Source organism: Acinetobacter sp. S-1, assembly GCF_059579785.1.
The window spans coordinates 3,005,457-3,029,360 of the sequence record NZ_CM184207.1 but is presented as its reverse complement, the minus strand read 5'-3'; the positions used below and the strand labels follow the sequence as shown (position 1 = coordinate 3,029,360).

At 38.7% G+C, this 23,904-nt stretch carries 19 protein-coding genes; 14 read left to right on the top strand and 5 right to left on the bottom strand.

From position 1 onward, the window contains the following. Window positions 1–268 precede the first annotated feature (268 nt). The 3 genes from AC52J8_RS14555 (at window position 269) to AC52J8_RS14545 (ending at window position 3,121) form a co-directional block, all read left to right on the top strand. Complete coding sequence (locus AC52J8_RS14555) at window positions 269–769, top strand: hypothetical protein (protein WP_017386611.1); 501 nt, start codon at window positions 269–271, stop codon at window positions 767–769. Between the two features lie 145 nt (window positions 770–914). Then, window positions 915–2,105 carry an iron-sulfur cluster carrier protein ApbC gene (gene apbC, locus AC52J8_RS14550; protein ID WP_199985127.1) on the top strand — a complete coding sequence of 397 codons (1,191 nt, stop codon included), beginning with the start codon at window positions 915–917 and terminating at the stop codon, window positions 2,103–2,105. A 143-nt stretch (window positions 2,106–2,248) separates the two neighbouring features. Continuing rightward, window positions 2,249–3,121: a 5'-methylthioadenosine/S-adenosylhomocysteine nucleosidase gene (locus AC52J8_RS14545; protein ID WP_282463938.1), complete on the top strand. Its 873-nt coding sequence runs from the start codon at window positions 2,249–2,251 to the stop codon at window positions 3,119–3,121. A gap of 32 nt (window positions 3,122–3,153) precedes the next feature. On the opposite strand, the gene AC52J8_RS14540 is transcribed toward AC52J8_RS14545, so the two are convergent. Continuing rightward, window positions 3,154–3,720: a DUF2062 domain-containing protein gene (locus tag AC52J8_RS14540; protein ID WP_016802582.1), complete on the bottom strand. Its 567-nt coding sequence runs from the start codon at window positions 3,718–3,720 to the stop codon at window positions 3,154–3,156. A gap of 362 nt (window positions 3,721–4,082) precedes the next feature. Here AC52J8_RS14540 and AC52J8_RS14535 point away from each other — a divergent pair, with 362 nt between their 5' ends. The 7 genes from AC52J8_RS14535 (at window position 4,083) to AC52J8_RS14505 (ending at window position 13,632) form a co-directional block, all read left to right on the top strand. Continuing rightward, window positions 4,083–4,676 carry a LysE family translocator gene (locus AC52J8_RS14535; RefSeq protein ID WP_032004285.1) on the top strand — a complete coding sequence of 198 codons (594 nt, stop codon included), beginning with the start codon at window positions 4,083–4,085 and terminating at the stop codon, window positions 4,674–4,676. A 114-nt stretch (window positions 4,677–4,790) separates the two neighbouring features. Further along, complete coding sequence (gene dcd, locus AC52J8_RS14530) at window positions 4,791–5,360, top strand: dCTP deaminase (RefSeq protein ID WP_003653416.1); 570 nt, start codon at window positions 4,791–4,793, stop codon at window positions 5,358–5,360. Between the two features lie 303 nt (window positions 5,361–5,663). Further along, window positions 5,664–7,013 carry a hypothetical protein gene (locus AC52J8_RS14525; RefSeq protein WP_039756282.1) on the top strand — a complete coding sequence of 450 codons (1,350 nt, stop codon included), beginning with the start codon at window positions 5,664–5,666 and terminating at the stop codon, window positions 7,011–7,013. Between the two features lie 228 nt (window positions 7,014–7,241). Next, on the top strand, window positions 7,242–9,332 hold the full coding sequence (locus tag AC52J8_RS14520) for a hypothetical protein (RefSeq protein ID WP_208753168.1): 2,091 nt from the start codon (window positions 7,242–7,244) through the stop codon (window positions 9,330–9,332). Window positions 9,333–9,347: 15 nt separating this feature from the next. After that, window positions 9,348–10,073, top strand: coding sequence for a DUF6160 family protein (locus tag AC52J8_RS14515; protein ID WP_208753169.1), 726 nt, complete (start codon window positions 9,348–9,350; stop codon window positions 10,071–10,073). Window positions 10,074–10,105: 32 nt separating this feature from the next. Next, a complete protein-coding gene (locus AC52J8_RS14510) occupies window positions 10,106–12,517 on the top strand; it encodes a DUF6160 family protein (RefSeq protein WP_214285101.1) in 2,412 nt (803 codons plus the stop codon). A gap of 161 nt (window positions 12,518–12,678) precedes the next feature. Further along, entirely contained in the window at window positions 12,679–13,632 is a 954-nt protein-coding gene (locus AC52J8_RS14505; RefSeq protein WP_208753171.1) for a DUF6160 family protein, read from the top strand. An 82-nt stretch (window positions 13,633–13,714) separates the two neighbouring features. Here AC52J8_RS14505 and AC52J8_RS14500 read toward each other — a convergent pair whose 3' ends face one another. Together AC52J8_RS14500 and AC52J8_RS14495 are read right to left on the bottom strand one after the other, a co-directional pair. Next, window positions 13,715–14,659 carry a tRNA dihydrouridine synthase gene (locus AC52J8_RS14500; RefSeq protein ID WP_213069700.1) on the bottom strand — a complete coding sequence of 315 codons (945 nt, stop codon included), beginning with the start codon at window positions 14,657–14,659 and terminating at the stop codon, window positions 13,715–13,717. Between the two features lie 84 nt (window positions 14,660–14,743). After that, on the bottom strand, window positions 14,744–15,553 hold the full coding sequence (locus tag AC52J8_RS14495) for a cytochrome C assembly family protein (RefSeq protein ID WP_002120294.1): 810 nt from the start codon (window positions 15,551–15,553) through the stop codon (window positions 14,744–14,746). A gap of 140 nt (window positions 15,554–15,693) precedes the next feature. Here AC52J8_RS14495 and ffh point away from each other — a divergent pair, with 140 nt between their 5' ends. After that, entirely contained in the window at window positions 15,694–17,106 is a 1,413-nt protein-coding gene (gene ffh, locus AC52J8_RS14490; protein WP_002120334.1) for a signal recognition particle protein, read from the top strand. 49 nt (window positions 17,107–17,155) lie between these two features. Here the strand turns inward: ffh and AC52J8_RS14485 are convergent, their stop codons facing one another. Then, a complete protein-coding gene (locus AC52J8_RS14485) occupies window positions 17,156–17,890 on the bottom strand; it encodes a pantothenate kinase (protein ID WP_005803245.1) in 735 nt (244 codons plus the stop codon). A 15-nt stretch (window positions 17,891–17,905) separates the two neighbouring features. Continuing rightward, window positions 17,906–18,658 carry a biotin--[acetyl-CoA-carboxylase] ligase gene (locus AC52J8_RS14480; protein ID WP_019767930.1) on the bottom strand — a complete coding sequence of 251 codons (753 nt, stop codon included), beginning with the start codon at window positions 18,656–18,658 and terminating at the stop codon, window positions 17,906–17,908. Window positions 18,659–18,688: 30 nt separating this feature from the next. Between AC52J8_RS14480 and AC52J8_RS14475 the strand changes: the two genes are divergently transcribed. The 3 genes from AC52J8_RS14475 to smc all read left to right on the top strand — a co-directional run bounded on the left by AC52J8_RS14475 (window position 18,689) and on the right by smc (window position 23,904). After that, on the top strand, window positions 18,689–19,492 hold the full coding sequence (locus AC52J8_RS14475) for a sulfite exporter TauE/SafE family protein (RefSeq protein WP_005803243.1): 804 nt from the start codon (window positions 18,689–18,691) through the stop codon (window positions 19,490–19,492). Between the two features lie 256 nt (window positions 19,493–19,748). Then, window positions 19,749–20,444 (top strand): GntR family transcriptional regulator, encoded by a 696-nt coding sequence (locus AC52J8_RS14470; RefSeq protein ID WP_002120391.1) that lies wholly within the window; start codon window positions 19,749–19,751, stop codon window positions 20,442–20,444. A gap of 10 nt (window positions 20,445–20,454) precedes the next feature. Beyond that, entirely contained in the window at window positions 20,455–23,904 is a 3,450-nt protein-coding gene (gene smc, locus AC52J8_RS14465) for a chromosome segregation protein SMC (protein WP_086399086.1), read from the top strand.

Genomic DNA, 23,904 nt, shown 5'->3' with positions numbered 1-23,904 from the left:
TTCGTATTTATAAGGTGGAAGATTTTAACTGATGCAGGGAGATAAGCAAAGATTAATAATCTCCAGCTTGGCATAAGCGATTTCTATTAAAATGGATTTTGGTCAGGCATGGTTTCTCTTTAGAACAGATAAACAAATCAAAAAATATTTGAATCTTCCTGTATTGTCTTTGTTTCAAATTGCAGTTACGGTCAGAAAATAAGCCATAACGATGTATAACTAATAACTTATTCAGGTAATTTTTTAATTAACTATGAGGATAACAACGATGACTACAGAAAATAAATTAGATGAATTAAAGGCAAAAGCGGCTGATGCAAAAGTACAAGGTGAAAAAGCTTTGGACGATTTAAAGGAAAATGTAAAAGAGAAGCAAGCTGCTGGTAAAGAAGCAGTTGAAGATAAGGTAGACCAATTAAAGGCAAAAGCAGCTGATGCGAAAGTACAAGGTGAAAAAGCTTTGGACGATTTAAAGGAAAATGTAAAAGAGAAACAAGCTTCTGGTAAAGAGGCTCTTGAGGAAAAAGCAACTGATTTAAAAGGTAAACTTGAGGATGCTCAGCATAGTCTACAAGATAAGTTTGATCATTTGCGTACAGAAGCAGCTCATAAACTTGACGATGCTAAAGCCAAAGCTGCGGAATTAAAGGAAGAGGCTGCTACAAAATTGGATGAGTTGAAAACACAAGCAACCGCAAAACTTGATGAGTTGAAGAAAACTGCAACCGATAAACTCAATAAATTAAAGAATCATGATTCTGCTGAATAAGCTGATTTAAACTAAAATCTGCACTCCTTACCTAAAAGATGAGATCTGAAGTTAGTAATTATTTATCCCAAGGTGAGCGAGTGCGGAGCAATACTGTTACACTATCTCCATTAAGCTGTAATGATCTGTTTTTGGAGTAAACAATATGTCTTGGCTTTCTTCATTAAAGTCCGTTTTTTCACCCGCACAAGAGGTGAAAGAAGATGAAATCCAAACCGTACTCCAAAATTATTTATTACCGGATTCAAAAGATGCTTTAAAGGAGCGTATTAGTCAGCTTCAAGTTCAGGGTCATGTATTACAACTTACGATTAATACCTTTCCTGATGAAAAAGAGCATTTGCAGCAAATTCATGATGATTTAGCGGGTGCATTAGAAAAGTGCGGTATTGAAGAACTTAATTTACACGTGGTTCAACAAAAGCGCCCTACACAAGAAAGTTTAAATTTACCTCCTGTACTTGACGCCTCACCTAAATCAGAACCAGATCCAAATAATCCACCGATTCAAAAAGCCGCTCCGCAACAAAGAGATGTTCCACTTCACCCTCGCATTAAGAATGTTATTTTAGTTTCATCTGGAAAGGGTGGCGTTGGTAAATCGACAACTACCGTCAATTTGGCGCTTGCCTTGCAAAAAATGGGTCTTAAGGTTGGGGTATTAGATGCTGACATCTATGGTCCAAGTATTCCCACAATGCTAGGAAACGCTGGCAAAACTCCACTTATTGAAAGTGAAAATTTTGTACCTTTAGATGCTTATGGTATGGCTGTGCTTTCTATTGGACATTTAACTGGTGATAACAACACACCTGTTGCATGGCGTGGACCAAAGGCAACAGGCGCTCTAATGCAATTGTTTAATCAAACACTTTGGCCTGATTTAGATGTACTCATGATTGATATGCCACCAGGTACTGGTGATATTCAGCTTACGCTTGCACAGCGTATTCCGGTTACAGGCTCAATCATTGTGACTACTCCGCAAAATGTTGCCTTGCTTGATGCCACCAAAGGAATTGAATTATTTAATAAAGTGGGTATTCCAGTATTAGGTGTCGTTGAAAACATGTCGACTCATATTTGTTCAAACTGTGGTCATGAAGAGCAAATTTTTGGTATCGGTGGTGGTGATAAGCTTTCCGAGCAATACCATATTCCATTGCTAGGCCGTTTGCCTCTCAATGCTCAAATACGTGAACATGCTGATCAGGGTAAACCTAGTGTTGTGGCAATGGATGATGCGGCTGATAGTTATATTGAGATTGCTAAAGCAGTCTGGCAGCAGATTGAAAAAATCCCTCAACGCACACGTGATGATAAGCGTATTTTCTAATTTATTAAAACCCGGCTTTAAGTCGGGTTTTTTATCATCTGATTAAAATAAAAAATTAAATTACTGAATCCTAATAACAAAGCTGAACTTGAAATTGGCATGTAGATTGCTACCTTACACTTTTTAAAAAGAAAGGTTAAAAAATGCAATTTAAGTATAGTTTGGGCGTAATCAGTTTATGTAGCGCTTTATTTTTAGTTGGATGTAACGATGACAACTCATCTGCTTCACAAACACCAACAGTTCAGGAACAAAAACAGAAGTTACAGCCGATCATTATTCAGGGTGCTTTACCCGTAGAGTCGGAAAAAATGGCTTCAAAATTAGAGAATAAGACTATTGAAGAAATTGGTGGGTGGAAATTCTGGAAGGGTACCTATAACGGTTATCCAATGATTATTTCTAAAACCCGCATGGGTATGAGTAACTCTGCCGCAGCAACTGCTCTAGCGATTGAGCGTTATAAACCGATTGCGATCATTAATCAGGGAACCTCGGGTGGACATGATCCTGATTTGCACGTTTACGATATTGTTTTAGGAAAATATACAACCAATATTGGTGCATTTAGAACTCCTAAACAGCCAGTGGGTGGTGGTTCAAACTCACTTACATGGGTTGAGGCCTTTGATGTTTTACCAACTCTGGAATCTGACCCAGAACCGATTGCAATACGCAAATTTGAAGGTGACCAAGAGTTGTTAATGGCAGCACATAAAGTCCGTTATGATAAAGGTGATGTGGTTGAAGGAACGATTGGTTCAGCAGATGTCTGGAATAATGAGCTAGATCGTATTCAATTTTTCCATCAACGTTATGGTACTTCTGTTGAAGAAATGGAAGCGGCTTCTGTTGCACAAATTGCAAGCCAGTTTAATGTTCCTTTCCTAGGCATTCGAATCTTATCTAATAATATTACCAATAACGGAGCTTATGACCCTGGTACAGGAGAGGCTTGCCAAGAATATGTGCTTAATGTGGCCGAAGAATATATGAAATCAAAACTACCGAAATAATGATTTAAACTTATGCAAGAAGAGTGAAGCTTTTATAAAACCTCTTCTTGCTTCTTTTGATGATGTCTACTTTTCCAGTTTTTAACAACCATCCAGCGCCAGAAAATTTCTGTGCATATATATAAAATAACAGCAAATACAAAAGCTTCTACAACAAGTCCAGTCATCAAGATTTTCGCAAGACTAAAATCAATATGGCCATGGCCGAAATGAGTAATCCAACGAGAAATCTGATGCAATACACCTAGCAGCATTTCTTTGTTAATCATATGCACATGAAAAATGTGTGCACCGAACCAAAATCCAATATATAGAATAGGAACTAATGTAAGCGGGTTACTTAACCACGCGAGCATCAAGCTAATTGGTAAATTTACTTCAAATAGCAATACAGCCATCACAATAAATACGCTGTGAAAAGGAATAGGCAGTAAACCAAAAAAAGTTCCGACAAAAACAGCTCGGGTAATTGATTTTCGATTGACATACCAAAGCACAGGATTAAGGGTTTTTTTACCAAAAATCCTTAGAAATTTCATATTTGAAACTTTCTCGGGGGAGGGAAGCCAAGATTGAAAAAAATGCTTTGCCATAATCATTAAGGGTAGTAAAGCGCGATGCTCTATATAAAAAATCAGAAACAATATATGAATTGAAACTTATTAAAAGCTTAAAATTTAAACTTACCAGTGCTATATATTTTTTATTATAAAGACTTTTGATGGAAAAATAGACTTAAAATAAAAATACTTATGTTACTTAACTCAGAATCTATTTGGAAAGTATAACAACTGACCGTAAAGTTTTCTTCTCAACTTTATGTGATAATTTTATAAATATTTGTTTTTATATACTTTATTTTTATTTTGAAAATAATTTGAAATACTTTGTCTTACAATTACCTTTTGCCTTGTGACAGGATATCTATTAATCTGAGATGACTATATTGTGAGGTCATTCAATGATTTCATGGCTTTTTATTGGCTTAGTAGCCACAATTTTACTTACTCCAGGCCCAACCAATACTCTGCTCGCTTCTTCAGGAGTACAAGTGGGTTTAAGGAAGTCAGTAAAACTTATTCCAGCAGAAGTTTTGGGTTATGTCATCTCTATTTCTGCATGGGGAATGCTGATTGGAAAAGTGTCTAGCACACTACCAATGCTGCCGCCTATTCTAAAGCTATTGAGCGCTTGCTATATTATTTTCTTAGCCATCAAGTTATGGCATACAGCAAATCAAGAAGTTGAATTAAATCAGCCAACGATTCGTGCTCGTGAGTTATTCTGCGCCACTCTATTAAACCCAAAAGCATTACTATTTGCCTCAGCAATTTTCCCAGTAGGTGCATGGAGTAATTTTCATATTTATTTAATTCATATGATGGCTTACTTGGCACTTATTACCCCAATTGCGTTGTTCTGGATTTTTTTGGGATCGGTTTTAGCATCTAAGAAAGTGGGTTGGTTAAATCAAACTAACTTGCAAAAAACTGCCTCGCTTGTTTTGGTCAGCTTTTCAATTCCAATTAGTTATTCTGCTTTACTGAACCTTTAAATGTACCGCTGAGCTATTCTTATTTGTTTGAGTAGCTTTGTGTTGTTTTCATAATTGGTTTTTTAAGTTAAAGTACGTCGAAATCAATGAATTTACCTTTTGGATAGAAAATACATGGCCATTAAGTCTGATCGTTGGATTCGCGAAATGAGCGAAAAACACGGCATGATTGAACCTTATGCAGAGAATCAAGTCCGTTTTGATGAAAATGGTGAAAAGTTGATTTCCTACGGGGTCTCTAGCTATGGTTATGATGTACGCTGTGCCCGTGAATTCAAGGTTTTTACAAACGTACATTCTGCAATTGTCGATCCAAAGAATTTTGATGACAAAAGTTTTATCGATATTGAGTCTGACGTTTGTATTATTCCGCCAAACTCATTTGCCCTAGCGCGTACAATTGAATATTTCCGTATACCTCGCAATGTGTTAACAGTGTGCTTAGGTAAATCGACCTACGCTCGTTGCGGTATTATTGTAAATGTGACTCCATTAGAACCTGAATGGGAAGGTCACGTTACGTTAGAATTTTCAAATACGACAAATTTACCTGCACGTATTTATGCTGGGGAAGGCGTAGCACAAATGCTATTCTTTGAAAGTGATGAAGTATGTGAAACCTCTTATAAAGATCGTGGTGGTAAATACCAAGGTCAAACAGGTGTTACGCTTCCTAAAACCTAATGTTTCCTAAATAAAAAGATTTTAAAAATAATGGGTCACTTAGGTGGCCCAATTTTATAAATAAAATTTTTGTGAGAAGCGCTTATCGGAATTATGATAAACGACAGTTTCCTTTTGTAAAAAATGATATAAAATGATCAATAATTGATTTGTTTTTTTGTTCTGCATCACAGAATTTAAAAGCAAATGTGGTTGATATAGGCTCTCTTTGATAATGTTTAGTTAAATACATGATCAAATGTAGATAAGCCAAATAAAAAGAAATTAAACAGGATTATGCCCCCACGGATACGGAGGTCGGCCATGCGACAGTTTACGTCTCTTCGAGTAGCACTTTTGACACTCGGAAGCTTATGTTTTTCTTCAGCTTACGCTGCTTCTACACTGGTGCCTATGTCTGATTCGGAACTATCAGCAACTCGGGGCCAAGCCCTGATGAGTATGTCTTATATTGCACCTAATGATTCGGCAAATCTGGAAAAATTGCGTGATAGCAGTAGTAATGTAGGATTTTATAAATTAGGTTTAGAGGCCGAGTTAGAAATTAATGCCAATATTCGTAAACTTCAGTTAGGTTGTGGTGGGATAAATGGTGCAGGCGGCTGTGATATTGATTTTGATAATGTTAGTTTAAGTGGTGTAGCAGATACACGCGAGGGCCGGGTAGCAAGCGATGCTAAACTGACAAATCCTTTTTTCGAATTGGCAATAAAGAACCCAAATAGTGCATCAACTCGTGAAGTAGCTGGTATTCGCTTGAGTGCTGAAGCAGTTGAAGGGCTTTTAACTATTGGCACAGAAAACTCAGCTACACCAAATGGTATTAATAGTTTAAGTGGTTATATGGTAGTAGCACCCCAAGTAGGTGCGGCGACTGTTGAGGCTGCACGCATCACGCAAACAGGTAGTCCTGCTTGTGGCGTATATCCATCTCCTTCGGGTTGTGGTGTTAACCAAGCAATTACAGGTAAAGCTAGAGGTGAAATTGCATTAGGAGCAGGATTTAATCTTGATTTCCAGACCAAGTCTTATGATATAACACTGTCCCCTACCCAAAAAGCACAGTTATCATTACCACAATCAATTGTATCCGGACACCGGATGAGCAGTGTAAATTTATTAGCCTCTGCTATAGTCAATGGTATTGATTTGTCGGGTACACTGGCAGCTGATGTTGATATCCTTGGGGGAATTACGTTAAATGGTAATCTTCGTGGGACCATTAATAATTTACCTGTAACAGTACCGTTGTTAGAAAATTTAGGTTATATCCATAAAATTGATTTGAGTGGTAGTCCATTATCATTATCGATGCAGGGACAAGATATACGTTGGCCTGGAACAGTATCAACAGCAATGCGTGGTTGGTGGCTAGAGTTATCAAATCCAATAGATATTGGTCGAATTGACCCGACTAATAGCGTCGTTATTAAAACAGATACTATTAGAGATGCACTTACTGAAGTGAGTAAAGAATTAACCCAGAATCCATTAAACTGTGGTTTCTTGGCTGTAAATTGTATTGGTGGTGATTTTAATGTTGGGACAAGGGATTTATCAAACGCGAGACCAGCAGTACTAGAATTACAGAATTTACAATTAGCTAATCAGTCTTTTGCTCCAAACTGCTACGGAAGTTTAAAATTCTGCTAAGTATGAATGCATAGTTTTAAATTTTACATTCATCGGAAAAGTAAGTTTTTAAGCTCTTTTTTTTGCATTCGTGCAAATATTGCGCATAATGGAAATGTGGAAGGGTTGGCAATATCTATTTGGATTTGCCTTCTAGTCTAGGGAGAAAAGGAAAAATTCACCTAGCATCAAGGATTGTTAAAGAAAAATAAATATGGTGCGCGGCATCGTATAAACAGGAAGGTCAAGATGACTACACTTAATTATACGGTAAGGTTTCAAAAAACCGTTCTGGCAAGTTTAATTGGCTTTTGTATAAGTCAGCCAAGTTTTGCTCTTGAAGAACTTTCTGATGCAGGTTTAAGTGAAACCACTGGTGAAGGTATTGCTATCTTGCCACAGAATACTTATATGGTATTTCGTGGAGCTGGAGCGAATGAAACTACAAACCAAATTTTAACTGACCGCACTAAAGATACGGGTTATATCAATTATGTACCCGTAGGTCCATTAAGTATGACTTCGGCAGACACCAATAAAAACGGTTCGGTTGATTCAGGTGACCGTGCAGTGGGTAAAGCTGATATTTATCTTTATGGCCTTGCTTTATCCAAATCTGATAATAATACTAATACACGTATAGCTTCTACTGAGGCAGCAGCAATATCAAGCTGGGGTACAGCTGTTAACCCTTGGATATTTAAAGTTGCAACTGAAAATTCAGTACCGAATTTTAGTGCAAATAATTGTACAGGTGCGACTGATCCTACTTGTCAATTAACCTATCTAGCTTTGGAAGCACCTTTATATGAGATTGGAACAAAAGATACGGCTGGTATAGATGCTTATAAGTTGAAACTAGGTCTATGGTCCGATATCTTTGTTCGAAATCCGAATAAAATAAATGGAGCAGCAGATCAATTTAATTATGGCGACTCAAATGGTTTAATTGGTACAAGTACTGATGCAACTCGTGCAAACCGTCTTCGTTTACAAGGAGTGTGGAATAACTTTAGCTTAAATGGCAGCCGTTTACAGCTTTTCCAAACATTAGGCGGAGCAACATCTGCTGGTGGAATGAGCCCTTTTTATAATAATACTTTGGGGGTTGCCGGAGTTATACGTTTGAATAGCGGAGACAGCAAGGATGTTAAGGCTATTACTACAAGTTCTCTAACTGAGGGATCTACTACTACTCCGTGGACTCTTATTCATGCAGGTGCTAATTCAACATTAAGTACAAGCACAACAGGTGATTGTAATAATGGAGGAACAGGAAGTTTTGGTACCTCAGCGGGATGCCGCTATTATGTAGAAAAACGTACACGTACAGATAGTAAAACTGCCACAAAAACGTGGGATGCTTCAGGTTTATCGAATGCTGGAGTTTTACGTTTGAGTACACGTGAAACGAGCGATAGTGGAAACCTTATCACACCTGCAATTAATGGTGGCGTAGCACCCACTTTTGATGCTAACGAGGGAGTTTACCTTTATAACCCAAATATAAATCTTGTATTAGGTACTTTGTACCAGCCTTTGATTTTAGGTTCTGATGGTAAAAACTTTAGTTTAGAAATTGCCCGTATTGCGAATAAACCAGAAATTTATAAACAAATTTATACTGACTATAGCGGTGTGGATACCTCTTATAAAGGCTCAACTTGTAACGTTTATCAATGTGGTAACCAACTAACTTTAGGCGGTAAAAATTATCAAGGCTATAATGCAACACACAGTAGTATTACCATTGGTACTGCCTTTAGTGAGGATGGCGGAAAAACTCTAAGAGCTTCAACCGATGAAGGAGCAGTAGGTATTTCGTTTGGTAAGTTAAATTCAGGTACGGTTTCACGAACAACTTATTCAAATCAGATGACTGAAGTACATTATAAACAACGTGGAGTAAATACTCAGACGTGGGTTCAGTCTTATAGTTGTACTCTATTTATTTGTGGTGCTGGTACAACAGGATATTTATATCAGTGGGAATATAATAATGGCTCAACACCTTGGGCAATTTTAGCTCCAACAACAAAGCCTGCTGATGCTACATGTTCTCCAACTATTGGTTGTAGTAGCACTTCTGGAACTACACCTATGTATGGTTCAATTGCAAACCGTGTTTGGGCAAACTCATCAGCTGTTTGGTTAACTGCAGCAAATAATGAAGTAAATAATTTAATTGGCGCTAATAATGGAATGACAGGTACAACTTTTCCAACATTAAATCAGGCGCCCACACCTGTTATAAATTCTAGCCCAATAAATAACCTGGGGTCTGCTGTCATTGACGGTGTTTTAATACAGCACTTGAAACTGACAACTAAAGGTCTATAAGAGGAGCAGAATGCTATGAAAAAAATAAGTACTTTAATCCTCGCTCTTTGTGCAACGGTCACTCATGCAGAGCTACAAACGTTAGATAATGAAGCATTACAGGCGATTAATGGTCAGGCGGGTGCTGATTTATCTTTAATGCTCAATTTAAACCAGACAGCTAACGGTGTATTTGACAATGGTAGTGGTGGTGTCTGTGAGAACGTAGAGTTTTGCCATATTGGCTTGGCAGTTAATAAGCGTTTTGTACAAGCAGATGCGAGTAAACCAAGTGGTTGGGCCGAAAATAGTGATAGTGGTAATAAACTTTGGCTCGTATTTAAAGGCGTACAAGGTACTTTAAATATTCAAAAAATAGGTTTGGATGGCGCTGATTTAAAGTATTTGGATAAAAACAATACTGAAATGATTAAGCCTGCTATTCAACTGAGTTTTAGTGCAGCACAGCCAATTTTAATTCGTAACTTTGGTTTTAATGCCTTATCAATTGAGCAAGATAACTTTACCAGCTCAACAACAGCGCAAGGTTCGAGTGCAAATATGTACGATTATGCATATTTCAAAAAACCAACTTATGCGGCGACTGCTAATAGTGCAAACCAGCAAGTTGCTACTGCAACACCATCGGCGTATGACCATGGACGTGAAACTGGTTTTATGGGCTTGATGATGAATGGGAATTTGGCTATCCAAGGAAAAGTCATGGTCTTTAGTTGTGATGGTAGCCATCCTCGTTGTTAAGGGTTAATGTAGATTTCAAAGGAACTGAAGTGATGAAAAAAAATAAAGAAAATCACAGCTCAAAGTTTATTTTAAACGCATTAACAACCAGCATGTTGTTAGTGAGTGGACATGCTTTTGCTTTAGAAGCTTTAACAGATGCTGACATGAGTGCTGTTAATGGGCAAGATGGGATTTCGATTCAAACGACGTTTAATGAAATCAATATTGATAATGCCTACTGGGATGATCATGCAGGTACACCTAGTAGTGCAGATCAGGTCTTAAGAGCTCAAGCGAGCGGGATAAAAGTTCAAAAAAGTAATGCATCTAGTCAGCCTTTAAGTACAAATTACCGTTTAGATGTAGGGAGTAACCCAACTACGGGTAAAACTGGACTCGACTTTTCTATGCAAAGCAGTCCATCACTTATAACTGTAAATAGTTTTAAAGTATGTAATACCTCTGCTACTTGTTCACCAACAATGGGCCAGCTGGCTATTCAAACGACTTCCCCTCTAAATTTGGCACTTACAACCCAAGATGGTCTATTTAATGCAAATAGTCAGTCAAGCATGACGCTTGGTATTAATAATGCCAATATTTATTTAGGGCAATTAGATGCTCGTAGTCAGCTAAATCAGTTAATTTTAAGAAATTTTAACTTTAATTTTGTCGGTAAAGGGGCCATGTTGATTGACCCAACTCGTGGCGTGGTTTTACAGACAAATACTGGAACTAACCTTGCTAGTGTGGGGCAAACTCCAAATAGTACCTATGGCTATGTTGATTTTAACCGTGTAGCAGATTCAGCTTCTGGTCTAACAGCAGGCACATATGTAGATAGTAGTGGAAAAGTAACTAATTCAGGTCTGAATATTGAGGTCATGTTAAGTTCTAATGTCGATAAAACTAACCCTTATGCTTTAGATGCAACCAATAGTCCCCAAAATGCGAAAGGTTTGATTCGTTTAGGTGCTAGTGGACGTATGGTAAATAGTTATTTACAAGTCCGTGGCATGGATGGTACGGCAGATACAACAATATTAGGTACAGCAAATACCGCTACAGGTACGGGCTCAAGTAATAGTATTTTAGGTAATTCTGGGATTGCCTTTCGTATGAAAGGTGAATTCACTAAAGATAATGACTCAATGCTAGGCTCAGATGGCAAAGCAACCACTTTAGAAATTGGTGGAGCAGGTCTGAATGCGTATGGTTTCGAATTTGGTAATTTAACGGGCCTTAACTCAGCTACGCGTGGTTATTTTGACAGCGGAAATATTTATTTAAATCTTGCTGATACAAAAACATTATTAATGCCAAACAACGTGACTTTAAATGCAATTCGTTTAGGGTCGGGTACTTTAACAACAGCTGCTGATTATCAACATAATATTCATCGTGATACGGTCACTAATCCGTTTAGCTTAATTCTTGCGATGCGTGGAGCAGAGTTTCAAGCATTTTCAAGACGCGGTCGTTTTACGACAAGTGCGAATGTTGCTGCTGCCAATCAGTTTGCAGACAATGGTGCGAATAACCAGTGGGGCTTAGCATTACCTTTTTATAACTTAAATGCTAACGCTGCTGTATATGGTTTAGATGCACCAGCAAATAGTGCTTATTACTATACAAAAGATGCAAATGGTAAGCCTATTCGAAATGCTGTGGCTACATCTGGAACCACTTCGCGTTTAGGTTTTGGTATTGCTGCTGGAACTACGGGACGTGATGCGACTGGAACTAAAACAACCTCAATTTTATTAATTGATGGTTCTCCAAATGCTAATAATGGTGGTAGTCCTACTGATTATTACATGGGCTTACGTAATATCGATATGTTCCTCAAAGGTAATGGAAGTATTGGTTTAGAAAATGGCAGTCTTAATATTAGTTTAAAAGAGATGCTACTTGCTTTATCAACAGAAATTGCAGCTGGTTATTTACCAGGGGCTAAATATAAAACTTGTCCAGCGACGGGTTCATGTACTTCACCTATCGATAATTTTGCAAAAAATAATGATGTCTTATTTGGACTAAAACTCCGTTTAGGTGGCGATCTTAACTTATCAATTGTGCCAAATAGTTCAATTGCAGATGGAAGTGCTTTAACTGTACTCGGCGATTTCACAGTGCCTGCGACAGCAACTGGAAATACGGTTCAAATTAGTGATCCGATTGATGGTTCTGCAATTGGTTTTGACAATATTACAGGAAAGCTAGCGTTTAATACCGCTTTGGTTGTGGGTAAAGATACAACAAGTGGTTTAGGTAAAGTTGGGGTAAATACAGCGGTTTATTTCAACCCTGATAAGAGTATTGACGGCGCGTTACGTGTTAAAGATATTAATTTCTATCCGCCTTCAACAGGAGCGGGAGCACGTTTAGGTGAGCTTGCAATTACGGGTGGACGTTTAAATAGTAGCTTTAGTATTGTGCCTAGAAATGGGGCTTTTAACTAATATAAAAAAGAGACGATTATCGTCACTTTTTTATATAAATTTTATTTTAGTGTGATTGGATTTGCATTCGTCGGGTTATAGAGATAATTGCTTTGTACTTGAATATTATTCTGATAGTCTGAACAAATAATAAGCGTTTGTCTCTTAAGGATTAGAGCGACATGAAGAATAAAAATATAGGATTTTGGCTGCTACTTGTCAGTAGTTCAAGTGTTTTTGCAATGCAACCTTTGGATGATCAAAGCCTTGCAGCAACGACGGGCCAAAATGGTTTAACTTTAGGAATTCAGGCCGATAAAGTTAAATTTAATCAAGTCGCACTTATTGATACTAACGGTATTGCTTCAACTTCTTATAACAGTAAGGCTGGTTTTGTCATTGCTGGAAACTCTACTAATCAAGTTCCTGGTATAGAGTTTATTAAAGCTGCTGTATCGGGTAATCCTTCTTTTAATATTGCAATGGATACCGATGCTGGGGGTGGAAATCCTTTTTTAAATTTAGCTATATCTATGGGAAATGATGTAAACGGAATTCGACTTCTACCTTTTTCAGTTTATTTAGCCCCAAGTACATCTTTATCTAGTCCATCCGATTATGCATTAACAAGTTATGCACCCAAATCAATTTTTAGTTCGGGAACGACAGTAAATACGGGTATAAAAGAAATCATTCGTTCTACTGGAAATCTAGATATTAACTTTGTACAAACCAATAAACCCCGTTTAAACATTCAACTGGGTCATGCTGCCCAGTCCGTCATGGTTAAATTTGGTGGGGCAATTCAATCTATTTGTTCTGCTGCTACGGGTTGTCCAATTACTTTAGTGTCCGATAATACAGGTGCTACATTTGGGTTTAAGTTTGCAGGAACAAATACCTCAACTGGTTTTGTGTTAGATGGTTTTTATGCAGGTGTTGAACCAACTGGATTAACTTTTGGGAATACAGGTGCATCTAGTAAATTTGATGCTTCACTTAATAATGTCACTTTAGGAAATATGGCTACTCAAAATACAACAACGTTTAATAATTTACCTAATGGCTCAATGGGGAGTTTTGGTGTCACTGGCGTTTCTGTAACTGACTTTAAAATGAAAGTAAGCGGCTTTTAAAAAAGAATAATAGCTTAACCTGAAATACGAAAGAGGGCAGTTGTGAAAACAATCGCCCTCTTTTTTCTAAGGTTATAGCGAGTTAAATAGTATCTGATCTGGTGTGTGCTAATTGTTGAACAATTTCATCTAAAGCTTTAATACGTTTCACCTGATCCCATAATTCTTTCGCTTGAGGATAGGCTTTGGTCATCATGCCTAACCACTGCTTATAACGACCAACCATCCCAATTTCTGTTTTTGCTTGACCGTTTAAAAAGCGAATTTGTAAGTCAACGAGTTGTTCCCAACTAAATAATGCTTCATCCATATTTTGGCGAATGCATTGGGTTAAATCTGGAGTCGTTACCGCACCACGGCCAATCATTAAGTCTTCACAGCCAGATTGTTGCTGACAGGCTCTAGCATCAGCATTGGTCCAGATTTCACCGTTAGCAATGACATTAATTTTTAAAGCTTCTTTAATAGGTAGAATTTTTTCCCAATAAGCTGGTGGTGTATAGCCATCTGCTTTAGTTCGAGCGTGTACAGTTAACCAGCTTGCACCTGCATCTTCGACAGCGTGGGCATTTTCCATTGTATGGTTTTCATCGAGGTAACCTAAACGCATTTTTGCTGAAACAGGAATATGAGCAGGTACAGCATCTCTCACTGCTTTAATCAGCAGATGTACCACGTCTGGTTCATCAAGAAGGACTGAACCACCACGATGTCGATTAACGGTTTTTGCAGGACAACCGAAATTAAGGTCGATTGCAGGTGCACCCAATTCAACAACTTTTGCTGCATTTGCTGCCAGCATATCTGGATTATTACCTAGGAACTGAACATGAACAGGGGTACCGGCTGCTGTTTTACCATCATTTTTTAGTTCAGGACAAAAACTATAATAGATGTGGTCTGGCAAAATACTGTCTGTAACGCGAATAAATTCGGTCACACACCAGTCGAAATCACCAACAGATGTGAGTGTATCCCGCATGATCGGGTCAGTTAAACCTTCCATTGGAGCGAGTATGAGTTTCACAGTCTGTGTCACCTGAGTAAAACGAAAACAGCGTTATACGGGATATGCATAACGCTGTCTAGTATCGATTAAATTATAATTTCTCTAGCGCCCTAAAATCATCTCAAGTACAAATTTACTGCCGATAAATCCAATCGCTAAAAGTACAAAACCCATTAAGGTAAAACGAATTGCTTTTTGGCCTCTCCAGCCAAGTTTGTAATGGCCGATCAGTAATGAGCCATAGATAAACCAAGAAATAATACTAAATACGGTTTTATGAGCGAGATGCTGAGCAAAGAAGCTATCAATTGTTAAAAAACCAAATGTAAGCGCAATCGTTAATAAAATGAAACCTGTAATGATTAGGTCAAATAATAAAGATTCCATCGCTTGAATTGGCGGGAGTAAGTTGACCCAGAAACGTTTTTTTTGTTTCTTTTTGAGTTCACGATTTTGGAACCACATCAAGATCGCATGTATGGTTGCCATCAGTAAAACTGCATAGGCAGAAAGCGAAAGAATGATATGAGTATCAAGTCCTAACGAATGCTGTTCAATAAATTGATCTGGTCGACTAAAGGCAAACCCTAAAATAAGACCAATAGCTGCGACAGGAATGCCTAACAAATTTAATGGCAGAATAGGGCGAAAAGTACTAAAAATTAAGCTTAACAATAACATAAGCCCTGATGTAAAAGACATCAGGTTAAATACATCGTAGTTAATTCCTGCTGGTGTAAGCATGGCATCGCATAAAACTGTGCCGTGCAGTACTAATGCCAAGATAGTAACAAAAGCAAATAACCATGAGTTTGGTTCACGTTTTGACATTAAACGAATAAACAGATACCAGAAAGAAGTGGTATATGCGATGAGTGCCAAAATTGTATAAACCAAGGGGAGGCTAATCATGTCAAACCTTTTTCAGGATTAATTCATCTATATAAGATATAAATTCGCTGCGAACTAAAGTATCCTATAGCATTCTATGCATAAATTTTCTATTTCGAGAAAGATTTTTTTGCAACTAGCCATTTTAAGCGGATTTTGCAATGTTTGATACCTTAACAGAACGACTCACACAGAGTTTAAGAAATGTTACTGGCTCAGGGCAGCTGACCGAAGACAATATTAAAGATACCTTACGTGAAGTACGTATGGCACTTCTTGAAGCCGATGTCGCGTTACCTGTAACTCGTGAATTTATCGCGAAAGTTAAGGAAGAGGCATTGGGCCAAGAAGTGATGACTCAGTTATCACCAGGCCAGGCATTTGTAAAAATTGTTTATGACGAACTCACCAAGATGATGGGTGAGGCGAATGAAACACTTGATTTAAGTGCGAAACCTCCTGTTGTAGTATTACTTGCTGGTTTACAAGGTGCAGGTAAAACCACAACTGCTGCCAAGCTGGCACGTTTCTTAAAAGAACGTCAAAAGAAAAAAGTAATGACTGTCTCTGCCGACGTTTACCGTCCGGCAGCGATTAAACAGTTAGAAACTGTTTCAAATGAAGTTGGTGCAGGCTTTATTCCTTCAGATCCTTCTGAAAAGCCAATTGATATTGTTAATCGTGCAATTGAACAGGCAAAAATCCAGTTTGCTGATGTATTGATTGTCGATACGGCAGGCCGTCTACATGTCGATGCAGACATGATGGATGAAATTAAAGAATTGCATGCAGCAGTTAAGCCGACTGAAACTTTGTTTGTGGTTGATGCCATGACAGGTCAGGATGCTGCAAATACAGCAAAAGCATTTAATGATGCTTTAGCACTTACCGGTGTGATTCTTACTAAAACTGATGGTGATGCACGTGGTGGTGCAGCGCTTTCTGTGCGTGCCATTACTGGTAAGCCAATCAAGTTCTTGGGTATGGGTGAGAAGCTTGACGCTTTAGAACCATTCCATCCAGACCGTGTTGCTCAACGTATTTTAGGCATGGGTGACGTACTTTCTTTAGTCGAAGAAGTTGAACGTAAAATCGACAAAGAAAAAGCCGAAAAAATGGCGAAAAAATTGCAAAAAGGCGGTAGCTTCAACTTTGAAGATATGCTGATGCAATTTGAGCAAATGAAAAAAATGGGCGGTATGATGGGCTTCTTAGACAAGTTGCCTGGCATGAGCGGTGCAGGAATTCAGCAAGCGATTGAGCAAGCGAACCCTGAAAAACAAGTCAAGAAGATGGAAGCGATTATCCAGTCAATGACTGTTAAAGAGCGCCGTAACCCAGACTTGATGAACCCAAGTCGTAAAAAGCGTATCGCGGCAGGTTGTGGTATGGATGTTGCTGAAGTGAATAAACTTATCAAGCAACAAGCACAAATGGCCAAAATGATGAAGAAGTTTGCCAATCCATCTGGTATGAGCAAAATGATGCGTTCATTAGGCAATATGCAAAAGCAATTTGGCGGTGGCGGTGGCGGAATGGGTCCACTGTTTGGTAACAACGACCAAAAGAAATAAATCCATAAAATAAAAGGCGCATATAGCGCCTTTTATTTTGTTGTGTATTTTAGTCTTTAGGATAATGAGCAATATATTGCTGTAGTCCTTTGAGTAAAAGGTCGGTTTCCACCACAGGCTCATATTTTTGTAAGAACTTGGCAAATAGTTTTGCATCACCACCAGTCAGCAGCAGCTTTTTAGGTGATTGCTGCATAATATTTTCAATGGTACTAATCAGGCCTAATAAAATACCGTGATGTACTGCATCTACAGTGTTATTACCCGGATTTAGATTGTCAAAAGCGGAGTCTGGAATTTTAATACCCTTGGTATTTTGAATAAGAGCATCTCGCTGCAAATACAAATTAGGCAGGATGTAACCTCCTAAATGCTGTTTACCTTGAGTTAGGTCAATTGTGAGCGCTGTTCCGCAACCAATAATGCAATAGTTTTCATCTGCTTGAGCTACAGCGAGTACTTGTAACCAGCGGTCAATTCCGAGCTGACTCGGGACTTCATAACCACACTGTAAACCTGCATATTCAGAATGAACTTTGGCAAAAATTACTGGAATTTCAAGCCATTTTAAAATCTGCTGAATACGTTGGTTATTTTCGGTATCGAGTACCGAAGAAATCCCGATTCGATGCAGGCCTTGATGCTTAAAGTGTTGAATTAAACCAAGTAATAAATCGGCAGGGGACTGTAAATGTAGCTCAGCTGCATGTTCAATAATTTGCTGATTTTCAGTAATCCAGTATTTTAAACGGGTGTTTCCGATATCAAGCCATAAACTTTTCATGGGGGAAATACCTGATTACTGAGTTGTTTGTGGTCTTAGGCGACCTTGATAAAACTGCTGTGGTTCTGGAGTTTCAAGAATTACTGCACCTTCATTGGAGATTCCAACGAAACGGCCATGTACCAGTCCCTGACTATGTTCAAACTGAACTAGCTGATTAATCCATGCCGCATGATGGTTAAAACGTCCCGCTAAATTGTAGCAGCCATGATCAAACCAGCGAGCAGCATTTTGAATGGCAACATAGAGCTCTGAAATTAACTCAAGACGACCCATTTGCTCTAGACCTAAATCCTCTAAAGAGGTAATTGGCTGATCACTATCAGTCACTGGTGGTGTTTTTAAATTAATACCTACACCTACAATAGCCTGATGCTGAGACAGTGGTTCGACTAAAATTCCACCCCATTTGCCCTGAGCACTATATAAATCGTTTGGCCATTTCACTTGCAAATTCAGCGCTTGTAACTGGGGGATTTGCAAAATATTCAGAGCAACTTCAAGTGCTAAGCGACCATCTAAGGGTGTTCGAGTTTGCACCAATGTGCTTAAATAAATGTTTCCTTCAGGTGAAATCCATTGCCGTTGATGTTGACCTCGCCCTTGAGTTTGTTGAGCACTGCAAACCAAGCCCGTTGTAATGCCTTTTTGGGCAATTTCACGAATATCATCATTGGTCGAAGTTGTGGTTGCTTTTAATAAAACCACTTCTGGAAGCTGGTTTTTTGCGCTTAAAAGTTGTTGTAGTTGGCGAGTCTCTAAATCCATGTTGAATATGAGCAGAGTGGTAAAACATTTATGGAGTTAATCATATATTTACTCATTGGCGCAATTGCTGGTTTTACTGCCGGATTGTTTGGAGTTGGTGGCGGACTAATTATTGTACCAATCCTCTATGTCGTTTTTACCCAATTGCACTACGATCCCGCGGTAATCATGCATATTGCAGTCGGAACATCGCTTGCAACTATTATCGTAACGTCTTTTAGTTCTGTTTCAGCTCATCATAAAAAGGGGGCGGTACTTTGGCCTGTTTTTCGTAATTTAGCGCCTGGGTTAGTGATCGGCTCATTTTTAGGGGCGGGCATTGCCGACCTGATGTCTGGTCAGCATTTGCAACTTCTTATTGGTATTTTTGCAGTTGTGATGGCCTATAGGATGTTTAAAGGAGCACATGTAGTTGTTGATCCAAATCGTCAGCTTCCTTCAACACCTATGCAATTCATGGCGGGTGGTGGCATTGGTATTGCCTCTGCAATTTTTGGAATTGGGGGAGGAAGTTTAACCGTTCCATATTTAAACCGTCATGGCGTGATCATGCAAAAAGCAGTCGCGACTTCTGCCGCTTGCGGTTTACCAATTGCAGTTGCTGGAGCGATTGGCTTTATGTGGTTTGGTGCAAAAGAACAAATCTCAGTACCTAACACGATTGGTTATGTACATATCTATGCGTTTATTGGCATTAGTGTCATGAGTTTTGTCACAGCGAAGTTTGGCGCAAAGGTTGCTCATGCGTTGTCGCCGCAGATGTTAAAAAAATGCTTTGCTTGCCTCTTAGTGGTGGTAGGCAGTTATTTTATTTATAAAGGTATTATGCACTAGAGACTAAAATCTTAAATTTATAAGACTGTGGTGTAAAAGCTTGAATTTTTAGGAATTTGAGCTTTTTTTATTTATAAAATATAAGAGCGTTCTAATCTTTTATTCATCTGATTTTGGTGTTGTTTTTAAATGAGTTGGCTTAAAATGCAATAAAATTGTCAGACAATGACATAGTTTTTAATCGATGGGATCAGTTAAAAACAAGGATGCGAAAGAAAAGCATGGATTAATGCATATAAAAAGTAGCGGGTGATTTATGAATCTCGAAGACACAGAAAGTCTTTCTGAGCAAATTGTCAAATATATTAGCGAACAGATCATTAGTGGCGAGCTAGTAGAAGGTGAACGTATTCAAGAACTACGTATTGCCAAAGAACTTGACGTTAGCCGAGGATCAGTTCGTGAAGCATTGTTATTATTAGAGCGTACTCATTTAATTGAGATTTTTCCACGCCGTGGGGCAATTGTTTCAGAAATGTCTGCACAACAAGTTAAAGCGTTGTTTGATACAAATATGATGTTACTGGGGCATATTGTACAACGCATGAGCGAAACATGGCGTGCGCATGAAGCAGATCAATTACAGTTGCTATTAGAGCAACTTCTTGAGCATGTCAAAGCAGGTGATATCGAAAAATTTTATGATGGAGTCTTCCAATATTTAGCTGAACAGCAAGATATGGTGGGTAATCCTTATCTAATGAAATTTTATAAAGAGTTATTACCCTCATTACGTCGTAGTTATTTTTTGACCTTAAATACCTCTAAGCGGGAACTACAAGAAGCATTTGCATTATTTAAACTCGTGACTGATGCAATTTTAATCCGAAAATCACAACAAGCCGCTTTATTTATGGAAGATTTTTGTCGACACTTACGTAACCTTGTGTTGGAATCGCTGACACGAATGAAACAGATTGAATTGGCTTGGGCAAGACGCTCACGCCGCTAGTTAGGGCATTATGCGTTTAAGCAGTTTAAAACTTTCCGGCTTTAAATCTTTTGCAGATAGTACAACCTTAAATTTTAAGGCTAACCGCACAGCAGTGGTTGGTCCAAATGGTTGTGGCAAATCCAATGTAATCGATGCAATCCGCTGGGTGATGGGTGAGTCAAACGCTCGTCAGCTCCGTGGTGGTAGCATGCAAGATGTTATTTTTACGGGGACTTCCAAACGTAAGCCCGTTGGTGTGGCCAGTGTTGAGCTACGCTTTGATAATACTTATGGAAAGTTGGGCGGATCGTATAATGCTTATAATGAGTTAGCTGTTCGCCGTCAGGTCACGCGTGAGGGTAAGTCAGAATATTTCTTAAATGGTACACGTTGTCGCCGCCGTGATATTACCGATATTTTCTTGGGAACAGGCTTAGGACCACGCTCATATGCGGTCATTGAGCAAGGCATGATTAACCGCTTGGTTGATGCCAAGCCTGAAGAAATGCGTGTGTTCATTGAGGAAGCCGCGGGTGTTTCTCGTTATCAGGCTCGTCGTCGTGAAACTTTGCAGCATCTTGAACATACAGAGCAAAACCTTTCACGCTTAGACGATATTGCACTAGAGTTAAAATCGCAGCTTAAAACGCTTAAGCGTCAGTCGGAAGCTGCGGTTCAATATAAAACTTTAGAAAGCCAGATTCGTACGCTCAAAATTGAAATTTTGTCTTTTCAGGCAGAGAAAAGTGTACGCCTACAAGAAGAATATACCGTTCAAATGAATGAATTGGGTGAAACCTTTAAATTGGTTCGCTCAGAATTAAGCACGATTGAACATGATTTGGAAGCAACCAGTGCTTTGTTTCAGCGACTTATTCAGCAATCTTCACCGCTACAACAAGAATGGCAACAAGCTGAAAAGAAACTATCTGAGCTGAAAATGACTCTTGAACAAAAACAGAGTCTATACCAGCAAAATAGTACGACTCTCGTTCAGTTAGAGCAGCAAAGATTCCAAACTAAAGAACGTTTACAGCTTTCTGAATTGCAACTTGAAACACTGAATAATCAGCTAGAAGAACAAACAGAAGCTTTAACTGGAGTTGAGCATACAGCGACGGAGGCTGAACAAAACTTTGCTGATTTACAATCTCAGCAGAAACAAGCACAACAACAGTTTCAGCAAGTAAAAGCTCAGGTTGAAAAACAACAGCAGCAAAAAATGCAGATGTCAGCTCAAATTGAACAGTTGGGTAAAAATGTTCAGCGCATTGAGCAGCAAAAAGAAACGCTGCAACATCAAGCAAACCAAATTCAATCGCATGTTCATGAAGATGAGCAGGGCGAGCTTGAGCAACTGCAACAGAAATTACTTGGCGAAATCGCGTCGCTTGAAACTGAAATTGAGCAACAATTACTGCATTTAGAGCAATCTCAACAGCAACATCAATCAAGTAAAAATCAGCAGCAAACGCTGAAAACAGAAATCCAAGTTTTATTATCAGAGCAGAAAAACTTAAGCCAGCTTGTTGCTAAACAAAATCCAAAGCAAAACCAAGATACGCTACGTTTAATGCAGGCTTTAGAGTTAACCGAGCAAGGTAAACCACATGCGCAGATTGTTGAGAAGTTTTTAGCAAAATGGTTGCAAGCTCATATTCTTGAGACTGAACAAGTCTTTCAAGAAGGAGTTGCCCGCCAGTTAAAACCTTCAGAGCAAACAAGTCAATTTAAAGGGAACTTGGCTTGTTTAAATGAGTGGATTGCATCGCCACAACTATCAATCTTTTCAAATGTAGCGATTGCACAAGATTTGACTCATGCTTTAAATGAACAAAAGCAACTGCAATATGGCCAGTCTATTTTGACTTTAGATGGTTATCATGTCGGGCAGGATTGGGTCATTGCTCTTATGTATGATGACGAAAGTCAAAGTGCGCAAGGTATGCTGAGCCACCGTATTCGTCTAGACGAAATTGAACAAGTTCTTCAAAAGCAGCAACCAGAATTACAAGTATTAGATCAAATTGTAGTTCAGCAAAAAGATGAGCTGGGACAGCTACAAGTTGACTTGCAGCAGAAACAACAAGTCATTAAACAAAAACAAAAAGACTTGCAACAGCTTGATGTGCAAATTGCCAAGCAACAAACCGCAGCACAAGCATTTTTACTGCAAAAACAGCAATTAAAAGATCAACTTGATCAGTTAGACATGCAGCTTGAAGAAGATGCAATGCAAAAAGACGATCTTGAAATTGATTTGCATGCATTAGCAATCAAGCTCGAAACCATTTTACCTGACTATAAAACTTTGCAATTTCGGGTAGAAGAATTAACAGAGCAGCTAGAAGAACAACAACAAGCCCTGCAACATCAGCAACAAGAACGTGAAATTTTACGCCGTAATAGCACGCAGACAACTCAACAGATTGAGTTGCTTGAAAAAGATATCTCATTCTTGCAGAGCCAATATCAGCAAATTGCAGCTCAAATGGAGCAAGCGAAAAAGTTTGTTGACCCTATTCAATTAGAGTTACCAAATCTTGAGTCAGAGTTTCAGCAACAATTTGCTCAAACTGAAAAGTTGCAAAAGAACTGGAATGAATGGCAGCTTGAACTCAATAGTGTGCAGGAAAAACAGCAGACTTTGACTGATCAGCGTCATCAATATCAACAAAAAGATGAGCAGCTTAGAGAACAACTTGAAGCGAAACGATTGGCATGGCAAGCAGCTAAGTCAGATCGTGAGCATTATCAAGAGCAGCTTAAAGAGCTAAATGCCGAACTCCAAACAGGCTTACAAATAGATTTAGCCGAGCACCAGCAGAAACTGGAAAAAGTACAGAAACAGTTTGAAAAAATTGGAGCGGTTAACCTTGCCGCTTCACAAGAGTTTGAAGAAGTTTCTCAGCGTTTTGATGAGCTGAGTCACCAGATTCAAGATTTGGAAAATACGGTAACTCAATTAAAAGATGCGATGAAAAGCATTGACCAAGAAACCCGTAAGCTGTTTATGACAACTTTTGATCAGATCAATCAGGAGTTGCAAAACCTGTTTCCAAAGGTTTTTAATGGTGGTGAGGCGAGTTTAAGTCTTGAAGATGACTGGCAATCTGGTGTTAAACTGATGGCAAGGCCACCGGGTAAGAAAAATAGTTCTCTAGCATTACTTTCCGGTGGAGAAAAGGCTTTAACAGCGTTAGCATTAGTATTTGCGATTTTTAGATTAAATCCGGCACCGTTTTGTGTACTAGATGAAGTGGACGCACCACTTGATGATGCGAATGTTCAGAGATATTGTAATTTGGTAAAAGAACTTTCTGAACATGTACAATTCATTTACATTACACATAATAAGCTGGCGATGACCATGGCAACTGATTTGTTGGGTGTGACCATGCCTGAACCGGGTACATCAAAATTAGTCACTGTCGATTTAGAACAGGCAAAAGAATACGGGTTAGTTTCGGAGTCATAG